General features: G+C 37.6%; 17 protein-coding genes. 16 read left to right on the forward strand and 1 reads right to left on the reverse strand.

From position 1 onward, the window contains the following. Position 1 precedes the first annotated feature (1 nt). The 8 genes from yfmH (at position 2) to JCM14932_RS01135 (ending at position 8,419) form a co-directional block, all read left to right on the forward strand. Positions 2 to 1,228 carry an EF-P 5-aminopentanol modification-associated protein YfmH gene (gene yfmH, locus JCM14932_RS01100; RefSeq protein WP_025023227.1) on the forward strand — a complete coding sequence of 409 codons (1,227 nt, stop codon included), beginning with the start codon at positions 2 to 4 and terminating at the stop codon, positions 1,226 to 1,228. 10 nt (positions 1,229 to 1,238) lie between these two features. Beyond that, positions 1,239 to 1,958, forward strand: a complete 720-nt coding sequence (gene ymfI, locus JCM14932_RS01105; RefSeq protein ID WP_025023228.1) for an elongation factor P 5-aminopentanone reductase — start codon at positions 1,239 to 1,241, stop codon at positions 1,956 to 1,958. A gap of 65 nt (positions 1,959 to 2,023) precedes the next feature. Next, a complete protein-coding gene (locus JCM14932_RS01110) occupies positions 2,024 to 2,878 on the forward strand; it encodes a helix-turn-helix domain-containing protein (RefSeq protein ID WP_025023229.1) in 855 nt (284 codons plus the stop codon). 120 nt (positions 2,879 to 2,998) lie between these two features. After that, on the forward strand, positions 2,999 to 3,583 hold the full coding sequence (gene pgsA / locus JCM14932_RS01115; RefSeq protein WP_025023230.1) for a CDP-diacylglycerol--glycerol-3-phosphate 3-phosphatidyltransferase: 585 nt from the start codon (positions 2,999 to 3,001) through the stop codon (positions 3,581 to 3,583). Positions 3,584 to 3,606: 23 nt separating this feature from the next. Next, a complete protein-coding gene (locus JCM14932_RS01120; protein WP_025023231.1) occupies positions 3,607 to 4,161 on the forward strand; it encodes a nicotinamide-nucleotide amidohydrolase family protein in 555 nt (184 codons plus the stop codon). Positions 4,162 to 4,256: 95 nt separating this feature from the next. Further along, the gene (gene recA, locus JCM14932_RS01125) at positions 4,257 to 5,387 is read left to right on the forward strand and encodes a recombinase RecA (RefSeq protein ID WP_025023232.1); all 1,131 of its coding nucleotides are present in this window, start codon (positions 4,257 to 4,259) and stop codon (positions 5,385 to 5,387) included. A gap of 127 nt (positions 5,388 to 5,514) precedes the next feature. Beyond that, complete coding sequence (gene rny, locus JCM14932_RS01130) at positions 5,515 to 7,080, forward strand: ribonuclease Y (RefSeq protein WP_025023233.1); 1,566 nt, start codon at positions 5,515 to 5,517, stop codon at positions 7,078 to 7,080. Positions 7,081 to 7,333: 253 nt separating this feature from the next. Beyond that, positions 7,334 to 8,419 (forward strand): glycosyltransferase family 4 protein, encoded by a 1,086-nt coding sequence (locus tag JCM14932_RS01135; protein WP_025023234.1) that lies wholly within the window; start codon positions 7,334 to 7,336, stop codon positions 8,417 to 8,419. A gap of 44 nt (positions 8,420 to 8,463) precedes the next feature. Here JCM14932_RS01135 and JCM14932_RS01140 read toward each other — a convergent pair whose 3' ends face one another. Beyond that, entirely contained in the window at positions 8,464 to 9,093 is a 630-nt protein-coding gene (locus JCM14932_RS01140; RefSeq protein ID WP_025023235.1) for a YigZ family protein, read from the reverse strand. A gap of 169 nt (positions 9,094 to 9,262) precedes the next feature. Between JCM14932_RS01140 and JCM14932_RS01145 the strand changes: the two genes are divergently transcribed. The 8 genes from JCM14932_RS01145 (at position 9,263) to pnpS (ending at position 17,774) form a co-directional block, all read left to right on the forward strand. Next, entirely contained in the window at positions 9,263 to 10,429 is a 1,167-nt protein-coding gene (locus JCM14932_RS01145; RefSeq protein WP_162149782.1) for a DEAD/DEAH box helicase family protein, read from the forward strand. After that, positions 10,426 to 11,106 (forward strand): ComF family protein, encoded by a 681-nt coding sequence (locus JCM14932_RS01150; RefSeq protein ID WP_025023237.1) that lies wholly within the window; start codon positions 10,426 to 10,428, stop codon positions 11,104 to 11,106. Before JCM14932_RS01145 ends, JCM14932_RS01150 begins: the two co-directional genes overlap by 4 nt. A 93-nt stretch (positions 11,107 to 11,199) precedes the next feature. Further along, positions 11,200 to 11,748: a ribosome hibernation-promoting factor, HPF/YfiA family gene (gene hpf, locus JCM14932_RS01155; RefSeq protein ID WP_025023238.1), complete on the forward strand. Its 549-nt coding sequence runs from the start codon at positions 11,200 to 11,202 to the stop codon at positions 11,746 to 11,748. 190 nt (positions 11,749 to 11,938) lie between these two features. Beyond that, entirely contained in the window at positions 11,939 to 14,299 is a 2,361-nt protein-coding gene (secA, locus tag JCM14932_RS01160) for a preprotein translocase subunit SecA (protein ID WP_025023239.1), read from the forward strand. Positions 14,300 to 14,342: 43 nt separating this feature from the next. Next, a protein-coding gene (prfB, locus tag JCM14932_RS01165) for a peptide chain release factor 2 (RefSeq protein WP_155832049.1) occupies positions 14,343 to 15,459 on the forward strand; the annotation gives its coding sequence in 2 pieces (ribosomal slippage) (positions 14,343 to 14,393 and positions 14,395 to 15,459; 1,116 coding nt in all). A 1-nt stretch (position 15,460) separates the two neighbouring features. Continuing rightward, entirely contained in the window at positions 15,461 to 16,123 is a 663-nt protein-coding gene (locus JCM14932_RS01170; RefSeq protein WP_025023241.1) for a response regulator transcription factor, read from the forward strand. Between the two features lie 2 nt (positions 16,124 to 16,125). Further along, positions 16,126 to 16,347 (forward strand): hypothetical protein, encoded by a 222-nt coding sequence (locus JCM14932_RS16860; RefSeq protein ID WP_034542310.1) that lies wholly within the window; start codon positions 16,126 to 16,128, stop codon positions 16,345 to 16,347. 17 nt (positions 16,348 to 16,364) lie between these two features. Beyond that, on the forward strand, positions 16,365 to 17,774 hold the full coding sequence (pnpS, locus tag JCM14932_RS14120; protein WP_235700487.1) for a two-component system histidine kinase PnpS: 1,410 nt from the start codon (positions 16,365 to 16,367) through the stop codon (positions 17,772 to 17,774). The last annotated feature ends 9 nt before the right edge of the window (positions 17,775 to 17,783 follow it).

Here is a 17,783-nt window from a genome sequence, read left to right on the forward strand (position 1 = left end):
AATGGCCGACAAATTACAAAAATATTCTAAAAAATTAAAGAATGGTTATGAGATAGAAGTTGTTCCATTGCCAGGCTACAATCAGGTTTATGGGTTAGCGATGACAGATTTTGGTTCTGTTAATACTAGAAATGGCGAATTACCAGCAGGTATCGCACATTTTATTGAACATAAGTTGTTCGCTAAGCCAGGCTATGATGTATCTGAGAAGTTCGCTGAGTACGGTGCTAATTCCAATGCTTATACGAGTTATACTAAGACAGCTTACTTGTTCCAAACCTTAGAGAATCCATATGATAACTTGAAAGTGTTATTAGACTTGATTCAAAATCCACATTTCACTGAAGAGAATGTGTCTTCAGAGCGTGGTATTATCGATCAAGAAATTCAAATGTACTTGGATATGCCAGAGTGGGTCTTGGAGCAGCGCATCTTAGGTCAGTTGTATCCTAACGATCCCATTTCTCAAGACATCGCTGGTACAAGTGAATCATTACAAAAAATCAACAAAGATAATTTGTTGGAAACTTATCAACAGAATTATCGTCCTGACAATATGGACTTGGTGATTGTCGGTGATGTTGATTTTGAAAAAATTGAAAACATTGTTGAAGATTCTGATTTTCATGAGATTCCAGAACTCAAACCAATTCCTAAGCAGGTGTTTGCACCGATCGGTGTTGGCGGCCATGAGTCAATGGAGATCACTCAAGGACGCTCGGCCTATGGAATTAGAATAAATGCTGATGTATCAATGCCAGGCTTGGTTAAATTACAATTTGAATTGAATATGATCATGGAGACTTTGATTGGCGAGGCTTCAGACAATTATGAAAAAATGAGTAATTTGAACATAATTGATGATAGTTTTTCTTATAATGTTGTTGCAGAAAACAACTATTGCTTTATCATTGTAAGTGGGTCAACAAATTATCCTGAAAAATTTCAAGAATACTTACAAAAACACTTGTCATTCAATGAACTAAAAGATGTTCTAGACGAAAAGAGATTCGAACGTATCAAACGTGATGCCATTGGCTCATACTTGTTCGCACAAAACTCTCCAGACGCAATTGCCAATCAAATGGCTGAATTGTATTTCTACGATGTTGATTATTTGCAATTAGTTTCGCTGATTGATTCAATTAGTTATAATGATGTTTTACAAGTAGCTGAACAATTTATCACAGATGATAATTGTACCTACTACAATATTTTGCCAAAATAGGAAGTATTTTATGTATGCATTAGTTATGGGAAGCTCCGGTGATATTGGTACGAGTACAGCCAAAGCACTGGCTGAAAAGGGCTGGTCGCTGTATCTTCATTACAATAAGAATCGTGAGCGAATCGCTGATCTGCAATCAGTGTTAGCTGAGAAATACCCACATCAAGATTTCATTCCAGTTCAGTTTGATATGGAAAAAGATAAAGTAGAGACTTTGACTAAGCAGATCTTTGGCTTAGATGCTATTGTGTTTGCTCAAGGGAATACCTTCTATAAGTTATTAGTAGATATTGAGGAATCAGAGATCGATGCGCTATGGAAGATCCATATCAAGTTGCCAATTTTGATTCTCAAGGCGTTACAAGATAAGCTGGCCCTTACACATCATGGTAGAGTCGTATTCATAGGTTCTATTTACGGTAAGGTCGGTTCAGCTATGGAAGTGGTCTATAGTACCGTCAAAGGTGCTATGACCTCATTTGCGGACGCATACGCTAAGGAAGTGGCTTCACTTGGTATTTCGGTCAACGTGGTCGCCCCTGGTGCTGTAAACACCAAAATGAACGCCGAGTTCTCATCAGAGGACTTAGAAAGTATCAAAGAAGAGATTCCGGCAGATAGATTGGCAAACCCTGACGAGATAGCTGACTTGGTCAGTTATTTAGTTAATATCAAGTCCAATTATTTGACGGGACAAACGATTTATTTTGCTGGCGGATGGTTGTTATAACGTCGCTAGTAGTTCAGTAATAATATATGTTATACTTAGAAAAATTAGTTAATCGGTGGTAAATAATGGACGAAATTGGCCAAAAATTAAGAAATGCACGTATAAAAAAAGGATATACAATTGATGACTTACAACAAGTCACAAAGATTCAAAAGAGATATTTGATTGCGATAGAAGAAGGACAGTTCGATCATTTGCCCGGTGACTTTTATGTACGCGCATTTATCAAGCAATACTCGGATGCTGTAGGTATTTCAAGCGATGATCTTTTGGAAGAGTACAAGTCAGAAATTCCTGATTCTCAACCAAAAGAACCAGTTCAAAACGAAGAAAACAATACTAGATCTATCAAAGAAGAATCAAGTTCATTCTTCTCTAACTTAGGTAACTATATTCCACAGATCATCGTGGGAATTATTGTCATTGTAATTATTGGTGTAATCGCATTTGGTATGATTCACAAGAACCAAAGTGCTTCATCAGTAACTATTCCTAAGGATAGTACTGAGCAAACTTCTAAGAAGAAGAGTTCAGATACTAAGAAATCTTCTTCAACTAAGAAGTCTGCTACTAAGTCGACTGCTAAGAAGAGTTCAACTGCATTATCTGTTAAGGAATCAAGCACTCCAGGCACTTATACAGTTAAGAACTTGCCTTCAGACGGTACTAACGTGGTTGTAACAGCTAAGAATGGTCAAGCCTGGATTCAATTCCAAGAAGGTTCAGATACAACTTGGCAACAAGCATTGAGCTCTGGTGATAAGAAGACTACTAAGATTACAGACAGTACTTCAACATTCTCAGTTCAAACAGGTAACATCAACAATACTGAAGTATCGATCGATGGTAAGTCAGTTGATTTGAGCAGCGTTAGTGATGGCAGTTCGATCGTTCAAACATTGACATTCAATGTCGAGTAATAATTAGTTAAGAAAAAATAAAGAGGCTTAAACAATTTGTCCCAGCCTGTTAAAATGATGAGGTTGTGACTTTGAGTCCAGCCTCATTTTATTTTGTAAAAAATCGGAGGAAATCTAAAAATGGAATGGAATTTACCAAATAAACTTACTATGTTCCGTATTATCTTGATCCCTATCTTTATTATTTTATTGGCGTTCAACTGGTCAGGAATGGGTGACTTGTATGTCGCTAATGACTTGATTCCAGTCAACCATGTCTTGGCAACTATTGTATTTATTGTGGCATCATTAACTGATTTGGCGGATGGTAAAATTGCTCGTGCCAATCACCTAGTTACTAATTTCGGTAAGTTTGCTGATCCATTGGCTGACAAGATGTTAGTTATGACGGCTTTTGTATTCTTGGTTGCATTAAAAATGGCTCCAGCTTGGGTAGTTGCAATTATCGTATGTCGTGAGTTGGCTGTTACAGGTTTGAGAATGCTTGTCTTAGAACAAGGTGGTACCGTTATGGCCGCTCAAATGCCTGGTAAAATCAAGACGACAACACAAATGTTTGCTATTATCTTCTTGCTATTACACAATATTTTCTTCTCAGCAATCAATATTCCTATCGGTGAGATCTTCTTGTACATCTGCTTATTCTTTACTTTGTACTCTGGAGCAGATTATTTTATTCAATCTAAGGACCTTTTCAAAAAATAAAACGTAATTTAGAAGTGAGGACAATGAAAAACGTAAAAACTTTTGCTCAATTTCGTGAAATGATCGAAGCTGCTGACTTTGAGTCTGGTATTTCAGATTATTATAAACAAATACCAGAAGATACAGTTAAGAAGCTTCAAGAACTTAATTTAAGTATTTCAGCTGCTGAGAGCTTGACTGCAGGGATGTTTCAATCAGCTATTGCTGATATTCCCGGTGCTTCAAAGATACTTGAAGGTGGTTTTGTGACTTATTCTGATGAAGCCAAGTCGCAGCTACTGCATATTGGTGCTGATATTATTGAGAAGTACACTGTTGTTAGTCCTACGGTTGCGCAGGCCATGGCTGAGAATACTTCTAAGCTAGTGGGTGCAGATATTGGAGTCGGTCTAACGGGTGTAGCCGGACCTGATCCGCTTGAGGGTAGTCCCGTCGGGACTGTCTTTATTGGGGTGTACGATAAGACTGAAGATTCTGGTGTAGCTAGAGAGTTTCATTTTGAAGGATCAAGACAGGCGGTACGCTTAAAATCCGTTATTACAGCATTTGTCCTCGTACAAAGACTCATTCATCAATAATAATTTTTATTACAAACATTTGTTCGCTTTTTTCTTGCTTTTTTGAATAATTACTAATAAGATACTAATGATGAATGCATTAGGAGGAAAACAATTTGGCTAAAGATGAACGACAAAAAGCATTGGATGTTGCCCTAAAAAAAATTGAAAAAGATTTTGGTAAGGGTGCCATCATGCGAATGGGTGACGATTTGAACACCCAGATATCTACTGTATCAACTGGTTCTTTGGCATTAGATAATGCTTTGGGTGTAGGTGGATTTCCGCGTGGTAGAATCGTTGAGATCTATGGACCTGAAAGTTCTGGTAAGACTACAGTAGCTCTTCACGCCGTTGCCCAAGTACAAAAGGAAGGCGGTACTGCTGCCTATATCGATGCTGAAAATGCGATGGATCCTGCATACGCCACAGCCTTAGGTGTTAACATTGATGACTTGCTACTATCTCAACCAGATACTGGTGAACAAGGACTAGAGATTGCTGATGCCTTGGTATCCAGTGGTGCTGTCGATATCGTTGTTGTCGATTCAGTTGCTGCCTTGGTACCACGTGCCGAAATCGAAGGTGACATGGGTGATGCTCACGTTGGTTTGCAAGCTCGACTAATGTCACAAGCTTTACGTAAGCTATCTGGTTCAATCAATAAGACTAAGACAATTGCTTTATTCATTAATCAGATTCGTGAAAAAGTCGGTATTATGTTTGGTAATCCAGAAACAACTCCTGGTGGTCGTGCATTGAAGTTCTATTCAACTATTAGACTTGAAGTTCGTCGTGCCGAACAGATCAAAGATGGATCTGACGTTATCGGTAACAGAACTAAGATCAAGGTTGTTAAGAACAAGGTTGCTCCACCATTTAAAGTTGCTCTAGTTGATATCATGTACGGTAAAGGTATCTCGCAAACTGGTGAATTAGTTGATATGGCTGTTGAGAAGGATATTATCAACAAAGCTGGTTCATGGTATTCATATAACGATGAACGTATCGGACAGGGTCGTGAGAATGCGAAGACATACTTGGCAGAGAATCCTGAGAAGATGGCTGAGATTCGTAAGCTAGTTCGTGACGCCTACAATATGGACGGTAAAGCTGAAGAAGAGAAAAAAGAACTCGAAGATAAAGATTCCAAAGAAAAAGACTCTAAAACTGACAAAGAAGACAGTTCCAAAAACGCTAGTACAGAACTAGATTTGGGCACTTCAAAAGAAAAAGAGACCAAATAGGTCTCTTTTTTGCTTTTTATTTGGTTGACAGGGGATATTTATTCTATAATATAAACGTTGTATGTAAAAATTCTGTAATAATTGCTTTTACAAACAAATAAATAATTACCGATTTGGAGGTGATGGCATGTATCATGCTATCGTAACCTTCTCTTTCGCGTTAATAACATTAATCGTGGGTATCTTCTTCGGATATGCATTCTGTAAGGATGCCTATGAAAAAAAACTTTCACAAGCTAAACAAACAGCTGATGATATCGTTGATAACGCTAAGAAAGCAGCCAAGTCTTTGAAAAAAGAAACGTTGCTTGAAGCAAAAGATGAAATTCATAAGTATCGTGAAGAGCAAGAGAATGATTTGAAGGAACGTCGTAAAGATGTTCAGAAACAAGAGAATCGTGCCCTTGAACGTCAAGATATTTTGGATCGAAAAGACCAATCGCTCGAAAAGCGTGAGGAAAATATCGAAAAGAACGAAAATCATGTTGCTGCTAGTCAACATAAGCTTGATGAAAAAGACAAACAATTGACTGCAACTCTTGAAGAACAAAAGGCGGAATTGACTAGAGTAAGTAATTTGACTCGTGATCAAGCGAGAAAGATTATTCTAGGAGATTTGAACAAAGAGTTAACACATGAACGCGCTACGATGATTAATGACAGTAATGAACAAGCAAAACAATATGCCGGCAAAGAAGCCAAGGCATTAATTGTTGCTGCTATTCAAAGAAGTGCTGCCGATACCGTATCTGAATCAACCGTTACAACCGTTTCATTACCAAACGAAGACATGAAGGGTAGAATTATTGGTCGTGAAGGTAGAAATATCCGTACGATTGAAGCCCTAACAGGAATTGATTTGATTATTGATGATACTCCTGAAGCAGTTGCTCTTAGTGGATATGATCCAATTAGAAGAGAAATTGCTCGTATGGCTTTGGAAAAATTGATTGAAGATGGACGAATTCATCCAGCTCGTATCGAAGAAATGGTTGATAAGGCTAGAAAAGAAATGGACGATCATATTCGTGAGATCGGTGAACAAACTATTTATAGTTTGGGCATCAGTTCTATTAATCCGGACTTGATCAAGATTATTGGTCGCATGCAATATCGTACAAGTTATGGTCAAAATGTTTTGAGTCACTCAATCGAAGTTGCTAAATTATCCGCCGTAATGGTAGCGGAGCTGGGTGAAGATGTTATGATGGCAAAACGAGCAGGTTTATTACACGATATAGGTAAAGCTATAGATCGTGAGGTTGACGGTTCACACGTAGAAATAGGTGTGGATATCGCAACTAAGTATAAAGAACCAGAAACAGTTGTTAACACAATTGCTTCGCACCATGGGGATGTTGAACCAACGTCTCTAATTGCTACTATCGTCGCCGCTGCTGATGCTATTTCAGCCGCAAGACCTGGTGCAAGATCAGAGTCGATGGAGAATTATATTCACCGTCTAGAAAAACTTGAAGAAATTGCTAATAAGCATGAGGGTGTTGATCATTGTTATGCTATTCAAGCCGGTCATGAGATTCGTGTTATGGTTAAGCCAGAACAAATTTCTGATGATCAAGCAGCAATTCTTTCACGTGATATTAAGAATGAAATTGAAGAAAACCTTGAGTATCCTGGACATATTAAAGTTACAGTTGTACGTGAGGTTAGAAAAGTTGAATTAGCTAAGTAAAGAGAGTGGAGCAAAACGGTAACTTCTGAGCATTACCTAAGATAACGAAGGTGGCGCGTAGCGACGCATTTGGTATCTGTAGTAAGCGCAGGAAGTTGTTTTGTGCAACTCGTTTCCAAAATACAAAGCAAATTAGAGGGGGGTCGTAACTTGAAAGAGTTGCGGTCTTTTTTTTAATTAAGTTTTAGTATTGAACTTAGTTATTGTATAATTGAAATATTATGAGAAAGTGAGTTTCGGGGGTAATCCATGTATGTTTAATGTAATTGTATATTTGTTTTTGACAATGATATTGTCAGCGGTAATAACTCCCTTTGTAATTAAACTTGCTTACATTTTGGGTGCTGTTGATAATCCTAATGCACGACGTGTGAACAAGAAGCCAATGCCTACGATGGGTGGAATGGCTATTTTTATTGCTTTCACGTTTTCGACGTTTGTATTGTTGAGAAATCAATTTCCTAGTCATGAACTGTTCAGTGTTTTCTTGGCTGAGTGCATAATTATTTTGACGGGTATTATCGATGATATTAGAGAGTTATCTCCAAAGGCAAAAATGGCAGGTATCTTTGCCGCTGCATGTGTGATTTATTTCCTTGCTGGCATCAAAATGAACGAAGTTGTTTTACCGATTTTCGGAGCATTTAACTTAGGTTGGTGGAGTTTCCCAATCACGATCATTTGGATTCTCGCTATCACTAATGCGGTCAATTTGATCGATGGGTTAGATGGTTTGGCGACTGGCGTTTCCATAATTGCACTATTCACGATGGGAATCGTTGGGTACTTCTTCTTGAATACAACTAATGTATATGTATCAATTTGGATCTTTGCCTTGGTAGCATCGTTATTAGGCTTCCTACCGCATAATTTCCATCCGGCTAGTATCTTCTTAGGAGATACCGGAGCGCTGTTCATAGGCTTCATGATGGCCGTGTTCTCGCTTAAGGGATTGAAGAATGTAACCTTCATTACAATGCTGATTCCAGTCGTTATCTTAGGTGTACCGATTACAGATACAGTTTATGCAATGTTGAGAAGATTCTTGAATAAGAAGCCGATCACGCAAGCAGATAAGCACCACTTGCATCACAGACTGATGCAATTAGGGTTATCGCATAGACAGACTGTCTTGGTTATCTATGGATTATCACTAGTCTTTGCCTTTATCTCATTGCTATATCCACTATCAAGTTTGTGGGGTAGCGTGTTGCTGACAATTGGGGTACTTATAGGACTGGAGCTGTTCGTGGAATCAATTGGTCTGATCGGTGACAATCGACAGCCGTTATTGCGAGCTATCCAAAAGTTTGTTAAGAGATTAGAAAAGAAAGATTAAAAAATAAGGGAATGCCGTTTTAATGGCATTCCCTTTTTAGCTGTCTAAATAGCAACTTGCTTATAGACTTGATTGGTTTCTTCAAACTTGATTTGATTCTGGAATTGATTAGTTATGTCTTGAATAATTTTTTCGTGGTTATCTAGATCTAAGAATATTTCACATGTGACATCAGTTGAGAAGGCTTTGTTATCTAATTGGATCTTTTCGTTCTTAGCATAGTTTTCAAATTTGTCATACAAATGGTATGGGATCGTCAAGCCGTATCCTTGTTGGAGACGATTTTCAACCAAGCCAATTTCTTTGATTGCATCAGCAGTAGTTGAAGAGTATGCCCGAATCAGTCCTCCGGCACCGAGTTTGATACCGCCAAAATATCTGGTAACAACAGCAGTGACATTTTTTAAGTTATTTTGTTGTAGAACATTTAGAATAGGTGAACCAGCAGTTCCACTGGGTTCGCCATCATCTGACATGCGTTCGATCTCAACATTTTCTAGAACGATAAAAGCCGTACAGTTGTGGGTTGCACTGGATTCCTGATCTCGGATTTGTTGAATGAACTGATTAGCTTCATCTTCGGAGAATGTCTGAGCAATATGAGCGATGAAGCGAGATTTTTTAATATCTTTTTCGAAGCTGCCAGTTTCAGCAATTGTTTTGTAATTTTGCAAAGAAATTTAACTTCCTCTCGTAATTTAGTATATGGAAAATTTAAATATGTATTTAGGTGGCCGAATATTTAATTCGGCAGAATTATCTCATGAAGAGATCGATTTTTTAATAAGTATAGGTAGCAAAAGTAAACCTGCAATAATAGATCACAAATGCCAACGATGTTTAATGACAATTGATACTGAAAATATTAAAGCAAAAATTGATTATTGTCGAAGTTGTATTAATTTTGGAAAAATAACTAAGGGAGATAGACTGATTATTTCTCCTTCAGAGGCTGTATTGCCATGTTTAACTGATGCAATGCAGTGGAATGGTAGATTAACAACTATGCAGCAAAAAGCGGCTGAGGAGCTAATAGTAGCCTTTGATAATCATACCGATCATTTGGTCTGGGCGGTAACGGGAGCCGGTAAGACAGAAATGATTTTTCCGTTGATCGAAAAAGTTGTCGCCCAAGGTAAGAGAATCGCTATATGTTCACCAAGAATCGATGTTTGTATTGAGTTGTATCCGCGGATTCAAGCAGCTTTTCCAGAGGTTAGCATTGGGTTATTTCATGGACGAAGTGAAGCACAGTATTCATTAACTCAGATTGTGTTAGCAACAGTGCATCAGTTGGTAAAATTTGAACAAGCCTTTGATGTGTTAGTAATCGATGAAGTAGATTCGTATCCTTTGGCAGGTAATGAAATGTTGAATGCAGCGATTCAAAAAGCTCAAAAGAATTCCGGTAATACGGTTTATTTATCAGCGACACCACCCAAATACCTCGTTAAACAAGTTGAAACTAAAAATATTACTATTTCTAAATTATATCAGAGATTTCATACACATCCTTTACCAGAACCTGAGTGCCATATGTTATTCAGACCGAGTGATCATAAAAAAATAAATATCAGATTAAAGTGGAAAATAAATCAACTACTCAAAAATGGGGAGCGATTTATGCTGTTCTTTCCCAGGATTCCCCAGATGTTGCAATTCTCTAGTAATTTGAGACTGCTATTTCCAAATTTGAAGTTCGTCGATGTGAGTTCTAAGGATGATGCACGTTTGGATAAGGTTGATCAATTTAGAAATGGTGATGCGCAGGCAATATTAACGACGACCATTCTAGAACGTGGTGTTACTTTCAAGCATATAATAGTGATAGTGATCGACGCTGATGCAGCAGAGTTTTCTAAGACAGCGTTGATACAAATAGCTGGTCGAGCGGGTCGTGATCAAGAGTATTTTGATGATGAAGTTCATTTTTATTACCAAAGTTATAATCGTCAGATCAAGCAAGCTTGTTCGGAAATACATTATTTGAATCGGCAGGTTAAGAGATGAAATGCTTGTTCTGTGGCAACTTAATCGTTAATGAATGGAAGTTGAAAGAATTATTTGGTTTTGAAAAAATCGTTCGAGATAATATTTGTCAGTTATGTCGCAATCAATTGGAATTATTAAATCCTAATGAGGGATGTATAAGGTGTTACAAAAGAAATAATGAAAGCATTTGCCAAGATTGTCGATTTTGGGAAGAAAAATATCAAATTATCAATTGCCATCAGTCTTTGTTTGAGTATAATCAGTTCATACATAGTTATTTTAAAAACTATAAAAGGTATGGCGATATCTTATTAGCAGAGTTGTTTTCTAAAGATTTATATAATTGGTCCAAGTGTAATAGATTCGATATAATTACGTATATTCCTGCAAGTAATGGGCATTTACAGGAACGAGGTTTCGATCCGGTATGGAAAATGTACCACCAAATATTTGACTTAACGCCAATGTTAGTCAAGCTTGATGCTGATAAACCTCAGGCTCAAAAGAACCGCTATGAAAGACTTCAAACGCCGCAAACCTTTTATTTTCAGCCAAGTAACCTTGATATATCAAGAAATAGTAAGGTTCTAATTTTGGATGATATTTATACTACAGGACGCACTATGATGCACGCGCGACAGGCTCTTGAAATAGCCGGATTTAATAATATTTGTACTTTTTCATTATCTAGGTAGTGAAACCGTTGTCACATTCCCGTAAGAACTATATAATTGTATTGAAGAGTAGATACACTCTTTAATTTCCTATCGTCGGAAGGAGAGATTCTTATGTTAACAATTAATGTTCGTGGTGAAAATATCGAGGTAACACAATCAATTCGCGACTATGTTGAAAAAAGACTATCAAAAATGGAAAAATATTTCAGTGACGACAGCAATCCAATTGCTCACGTTAATTTGAAGACTTATCCATCAAAAGGGACAAAGGTTGAAGTAACTATCCCACTTTCATACATGACTCTAAGAGCTGAAGAGATCAATGATGATATGTATGCAGGTGTTGACCTTGTTGTTGATAAACTTGAAAGACAAGTTAAGAAGTTTAAGACACGTGTAAATCGTAAGGGACGTGAATCAGGCAGCATCAAGGATATTCCTTTAGATGATGTTTCTGCTGAAGATGCAAAAGAAGACGAGTCACAAATCGTTAGAACAAAGCGTCTATCTCTAAAACCAATGGATGCTGAAGAAGCAGTTCTACAAATGGAAATGCTTGGACATGAATTCTTTATTTTCGAAGATGCTGAAACCAATGGCGCAAGCATTGTTTACAAACGTAATGACGGTAAGTATGGTTTGATCGAAACAAACGAATAGGAAATTTGATTGCTAGGGCAGAAATGCTCTAGCTTTTTTTATTGTAAAGTTTGTGCAAAATACACCAAAAATATACAAATATGGTGTAATATATAAACTCTGGAAGACTCTATATAAATCTGAGTTTAAAACATCTAAAAAAAATGCTACTATTAAAAGTATGTTTAGTATTTAGGAGAGATTATTACATATGGCAAATCCATTAAGAAAATGGGTCGAAAGCGACAAAAGAGAAGTCAAACGTATGGGCAAAATTGCCGATAAAGTTGAGAGCTTTGCGGATGCAATGAGCAAGCTTTCTGACGATGAACTTAAAGCTAAGACTCCTGAATTTAAAGAAAGATTAGCACAAGGCGAAACATTGGATGACATTTTGCCTGAAGCCTTTGCTACAGCTCGTGAAGGTGCTAAGAGAGTTCTTGGACTCTATCCATTTAGAGTTCAGATCATTGGTGGTATTACGCTTCATGAAGGTAACATCGCTGAAATGAAAACTGGTGAAGGTAAGACTTTGACTGCCACATTACCAGTTTATTTGAATGCTCTAGCAGGAAAAGGTGTTCACGTTGTTACAGTTAATGAGTACTTATCATCTCGTGATGCTAAAGAGATGGGTGAGTTGTACAACTGGTTAGGACTAACTGTAGGTCTTAACGTCAACAGTATGGACTCAGAAGAGAAACGTGCTGCTTATAACTGTGACATTACCTACTCAACTAACAGTGAGTTAGGTTTTGATTACTTGCGTGACAACATGGTCGTTTACAAGGAACAAATGGTACAACGCCCATTACATTACGCTATCGTTGATGAGGTCGATTCAATTTTAATTGATGAGGCTAGAACACCATTGATCATTTCTGGTGCTGCTGAGAAGTCCACAGCTATGTATGTTCGTGCTGATAGATTCTCTAAGACTCTTGAAAAAGACGATTACAAGATCGATTGGCCTACAAAGTCAATCAGTTTAACTGAAACAGGAATTAGAAAAGCCGAAGATTACTTCGGACTAGATAACTTATATGACATTGATAACACTGTCTTGAACCACCATTTGGATCAAGCTCTGCGTGCTAATTACATCATGACTCTTGATATTGATTATGTTGTTCAAGAGGGTGAAGTTAAGATTGTTGATCAATTTACTGGTCGTGTTATGGATGGTCGTCGTTATTCAGATGGATTACACCAGGCTATTGAAGCCAAAGAAGGTGTTGAGATCCAGGATGAAACTAAGACAATGGCTAACATCACTTATCAAAACTTCTTCCGTATGTATGACAAGTTGTCAGGTATGACTGGTACTGCTAAGACTGAAGCTGAAGAATTCAGAGAAATCTACAACATGGAAGTTATTTCAATTCCTACTAACAAACCTGTTATTCGTGACGATAAGGAAGATGTTCTTTATCCAACATTGAAGAGTAAGTTTGCTGCAGTTGTTAAAGATATCAAGGCTCGCCACGAAAAAGGCCAACCACTACTAGTTGGTACTGTTGCGGTTGAATCTTCAGAATATCTATCTAAATTACTTGATAACGAAGGTATTCCACATGCTGTCTTGAATGCCAAGAACCATGCTAAGGAAGCTGAGATCGTTATGAACGCTGGACAACGTGGCGCCGTAACTATTGCTACCAATATGGCTGGTCGTGGTACTGATATCAAACTTGGACCTGGCGTTAAAGAAGTCGGTGGATTGTGTGTTCTAGGTACAGAACGTCATGAGTCACGTCGTATTGATAACCAGCTTCGTGGTAGATCTGGTCGTCAAGGTGATCCCGGTGTTACACAATTCTACATGTCACTTGAAGATGACTTGATGAAGCGTTTTGGTTCAGATAGAATCAAACGTGTTCTTAAGGCATTGAAGATTGAAGATGACGATGCTGTTATCCAAAGTAAGATGATGACTCGCCAAGTTGAATCTGCTCAAAAACGTGTTGAAGGTAACAACTACGATACACGTAAGAATACTTTGCAATATGATGATGTTATGCGTGAACAACGTGAAGTCATCTATAAAGAAAGAATGGAAGTCATTACTGAGGACAAAGACCTTGACCGTGTTCTTCTACCTATGATCGAACGTACAATCAAAGCTCAAGTTGATGTACATACTCAAGGTAAGACAGAGGATTGGGATCTTGATGCCATCGCTGATTTTGCTAAGTCAGCCTTAGTAAACGACAAAGATTTCAGTGTAGTTGATCTTCAATTGAAGTCAGCTGACGAAATCGTTAAGTACTTAATGGACTTTGTTAACAAGAACTACGAAGCTAAGAAGGAACAACTCGGTGATCCAGCACAAATGCTTGAATTCGAAAAGGTTGTAATTCTTAGAGTTGTTGATGAACACTGGACTGATCATATCGATGCAATGGATCAATTGCGTCAATCAATTGGTTTGCGTGGTTATGGACAATTGAATCCACTTGTTGAGTATCAAGAAGAAGGATATCGTATGTTCGAAGAAATGGTTTCAGATATCGAATACGATGTAACCAGATTATTCATGAAGGCCGAAATTAGACAAAACATGGAAAGATAAATCGGCAGGCCGCTTGGCCTGCTTTTTTTATAAGGGTGTAACTATGGAATTTGGAGAAATAAAAACTAAAATAAGCAATATTGAAAACAAAATCAGTCAATTCAGGGGGTCTCTTTGACTTAGATAGTCTAGAGGAAGCCATTGCTGAGAATGAAGCGAAGATGACTGAAAATGGTTTTTGGGATGACCACGATGCGGCACAGAAAGTCATTGATGAGAATAATGATTTAAAAGATAAGTATGATAATTTTAAAAATCTCGATGAGGATCTCGAAAATCTGCAAGTATTAGAGGAACTTTATCAAGATGATCCAGAAGATGACTTGCTAACACAGTTGGAAGAAGACACTGCGTCTTTAGAGACCAAAATGCAGTCGTATGAATTGACAATGTTACTGTCTGAACCTTACGATTCTCATAACGCAATCCTTGAAATTCATCCTGGTGCTGGTGGTACAGAATCTCAAGATTGGGGTTCAATGTTGCTGCGGATGTATCAAAGATGGTCTGATCAACATGGATTCTCTGTTGAGATCGAAGATTATCAACCAGGGGATGAAGCAGGTATCAAGAGTGTCTCAATGATGATCAAAGGTAAGAATGCCTATGGTCTCTTGAGATCAGAGCGTGGCGTCCATCGATTAGTGAGAATTTCACCATTTGATTCAGCTGGTCGTCGTCACACATCGTTTGCTTCAGTTGATGTGATGCCGGAACTAGATGATTCTATCAATGTTGAGATCAATGATGATGACTTGCGTGTCGATGTTTTCCGTTCATCAGGTGCTGGTGGTCAGCATATCAATAAGACCTCGTCAGCTGTAAGAATTACTCATTTACCAACCGGTATTGTAGTAAGCTCACAGGCTCAGAGATCACAATTACAAAATAGACAAACAGCGATGAATATGTTGAAAGCTAAGTTGTATCAACGTGAACAAGAAGAACAAGCAAAGAAGAATGCAGAAATAAAAGGTGAACAAATGGATATCGGATGGGGTTCACAGATCCGTTCGTATGTCTTCCATCCTTACACTATGGTAAAAGATCATCGTTCTAATTATGAATCTGGTAATGGCCAAGCGGTGATGGACGGGGACCTAGATCCATTTATCTACGCATATCTGCAATGGAAACTTCAAGGGGAGAATCCAGATTAATATGCCAAAAAGAATTTTAGTTGTAGATGATGAAGCATCGATCTTGGAATTGATCGAGTATAATTTGACTGCGAAAGGTTATGATGTAGACAGTTCCACAAATGGAGAAGATGCCTTGAACAGAATACTGATGGAGAAGTTTGATTTAGTCTTGTTGGATCAAATGTTACCTAAGTTAAGCGGAATTGAAATTCTTAAAAAGGTTCGTGCCGAAGGTAATTCAACACCAGTTATATTTTTGACGGCAGTGGATGCTGAAGAGAATAAGATTGAAGGCTTGATAAGTGGAGCAGATGACTATATTACTAAGCCGTTCAGCGTTAAGGAATTGTTAGCAAGAATTGAGGTCGTTCTGAGAAGAACTTCTGATTCTGACAAAACACATTTTGCTCTTAACAAGGCAGCTAAAAGTTTGATGATCAATGGAACTGAAATACCTTTGACCCGTAAGGAATACCAATTATTAGAATTCTTATTGGATAATAAAGGAATAGTTGTATCACGTGATCAAATTTTTGATAATGTTTGGGGATTAAATTCTAATTCTCAATTGAGGATGGTTGATATTCAAATTAGTCATCTTCGTGATAAAATTGAAAAAGATACAAAAGATCCGCAAATAATCAAAACCGTACACGGATTCGGTTACGTCTTAGAGGTGTGATGATGAGGAAAAAAATAGGTCCAACAATTGCAATCGCTATTTCTGTAATAGTTTTTATCGTACTGTCAGTATTTGCCGATAATATTCTGGGACATTCTCAAACAGATATGTTTGAAGAAGAAACCGTATCTTATCGTGAATTAAAGAAGAACCATACGCAAGATCAAGCGGCTAGATATTCCATCTATCGTATGTCGATACGACCAAACGTGATACTAGTTTAGAAAAGGGTGCTTATGATTTGATCCATCGTGGTCGTTTGACACCAGGACAGAACTTTGTAACTAATAATACTTTTGGTACTAGAACGATGTATTACATGCATGGTTCTAACCATTATGTTGTAGCTAAGAAGTATAAGCGTCTTTGGAATCAGGATACGTTCTCATTCGTCATGGTTGCTTTTATTTATTTCATTGTGACCGATTCAATGATCCTGTTCTTCTATCGTAAACGTCAGATATTGAGTAATGATATTCAAAGCGTTACTGACAATTTGAAACGTGTTCGCAAGAATAAGGATATGGCATCGTTGATCTTATCACCTGATGATGAGTTGTATGAGTTGGTTGAACAGACTAATGATATTAGTATGGATATCAATGAATTACGTGATAACGCCCGTTTGCGGGAACGTCGTTTTAAAGGTTTGATCGGACATCTGCCGATCGGTGTTATGTTGCTTAATTCTCAAGGTGAAGTTTTGATGCATAATCAAGCAATGGCTGGATTGTTGGATGAAAATATTTCCAACGAGATTCACCCATTTATTGAAGATGTCAAAACCTATAGCTTGAGTAGAATGATCGAACATACACTTCGTAAGAATAAGAATCACCATCGAGAGATTCAATTGGTCGGTAATTCTCAAAAATATGTTGATGCGAATGTTATTCGTTTGGTTCATTCACGTGAAGACTTTGATCAACAAGTATTAGTTATCCTGTATGACCTGACTGAAAGTCGTCGTTTCGAACAAATGCAAGTTGATTTCGTCAATAATGTTAGTCATGAGTTGAAAACTCCGATAACTTCAATCGAAGGATTCTCAGAAACCTTGTTGAGTGGGGCCAAAGATGATCCTGAAAAACTCGATCATTTCTTACACATTATCAATGATGAAAGTGTTAGATTGTCTGAATTGATTCAAGACATTCTGTCATTGTCTAAAGTTAAGAAGGATACTGCTAAGGCACAAGCGGTCAATATGAAAGATGATATCGATAAGATTGTGAATAGCATGGCAATTTCATTGGATAAACATGGCATCCAAGTTAAAAAGCAATTCTTTGGAAATTCGACAATAACTATCAATAAAGAAAAAATGAATTTAATTATGGGTAATTTAATTAAGAATGCTATTTCTTATAACAAAGAAAATGGTGATATTGCAATTGAATTCCACCATGACGAAATCGAAAACCGTATAAGATTTGTCATTCAAGATACTGGTATTGGTATTGCGGAAGATGATCAGGAACGTGTCTTTGAAAGATTCTATCGTGTTGATAAGTCGAGAAGTTTGGAGACAGGCGGTACAGGTCTAGGACTTGCCATCGTCAAGGAAACTGTTGATACCTTAAATGGTACGATCGAAGTCGAATCACATAAGGGACTAGGAACTAAGTTTACAGTTGATATTCCATTATAATTAAAATAA

Source organism: Companilactobacillus nodensis DSM 19682 = JCM 14932 = NBRC 107160, assembly GCF_000615905.1.
Classification (GTDB): Bacteria; Bacillota; Bacilli; order Lactobacillales; family Lactobacillaceae; genus Companilactobacillus; species Companilactobacillus nodensis.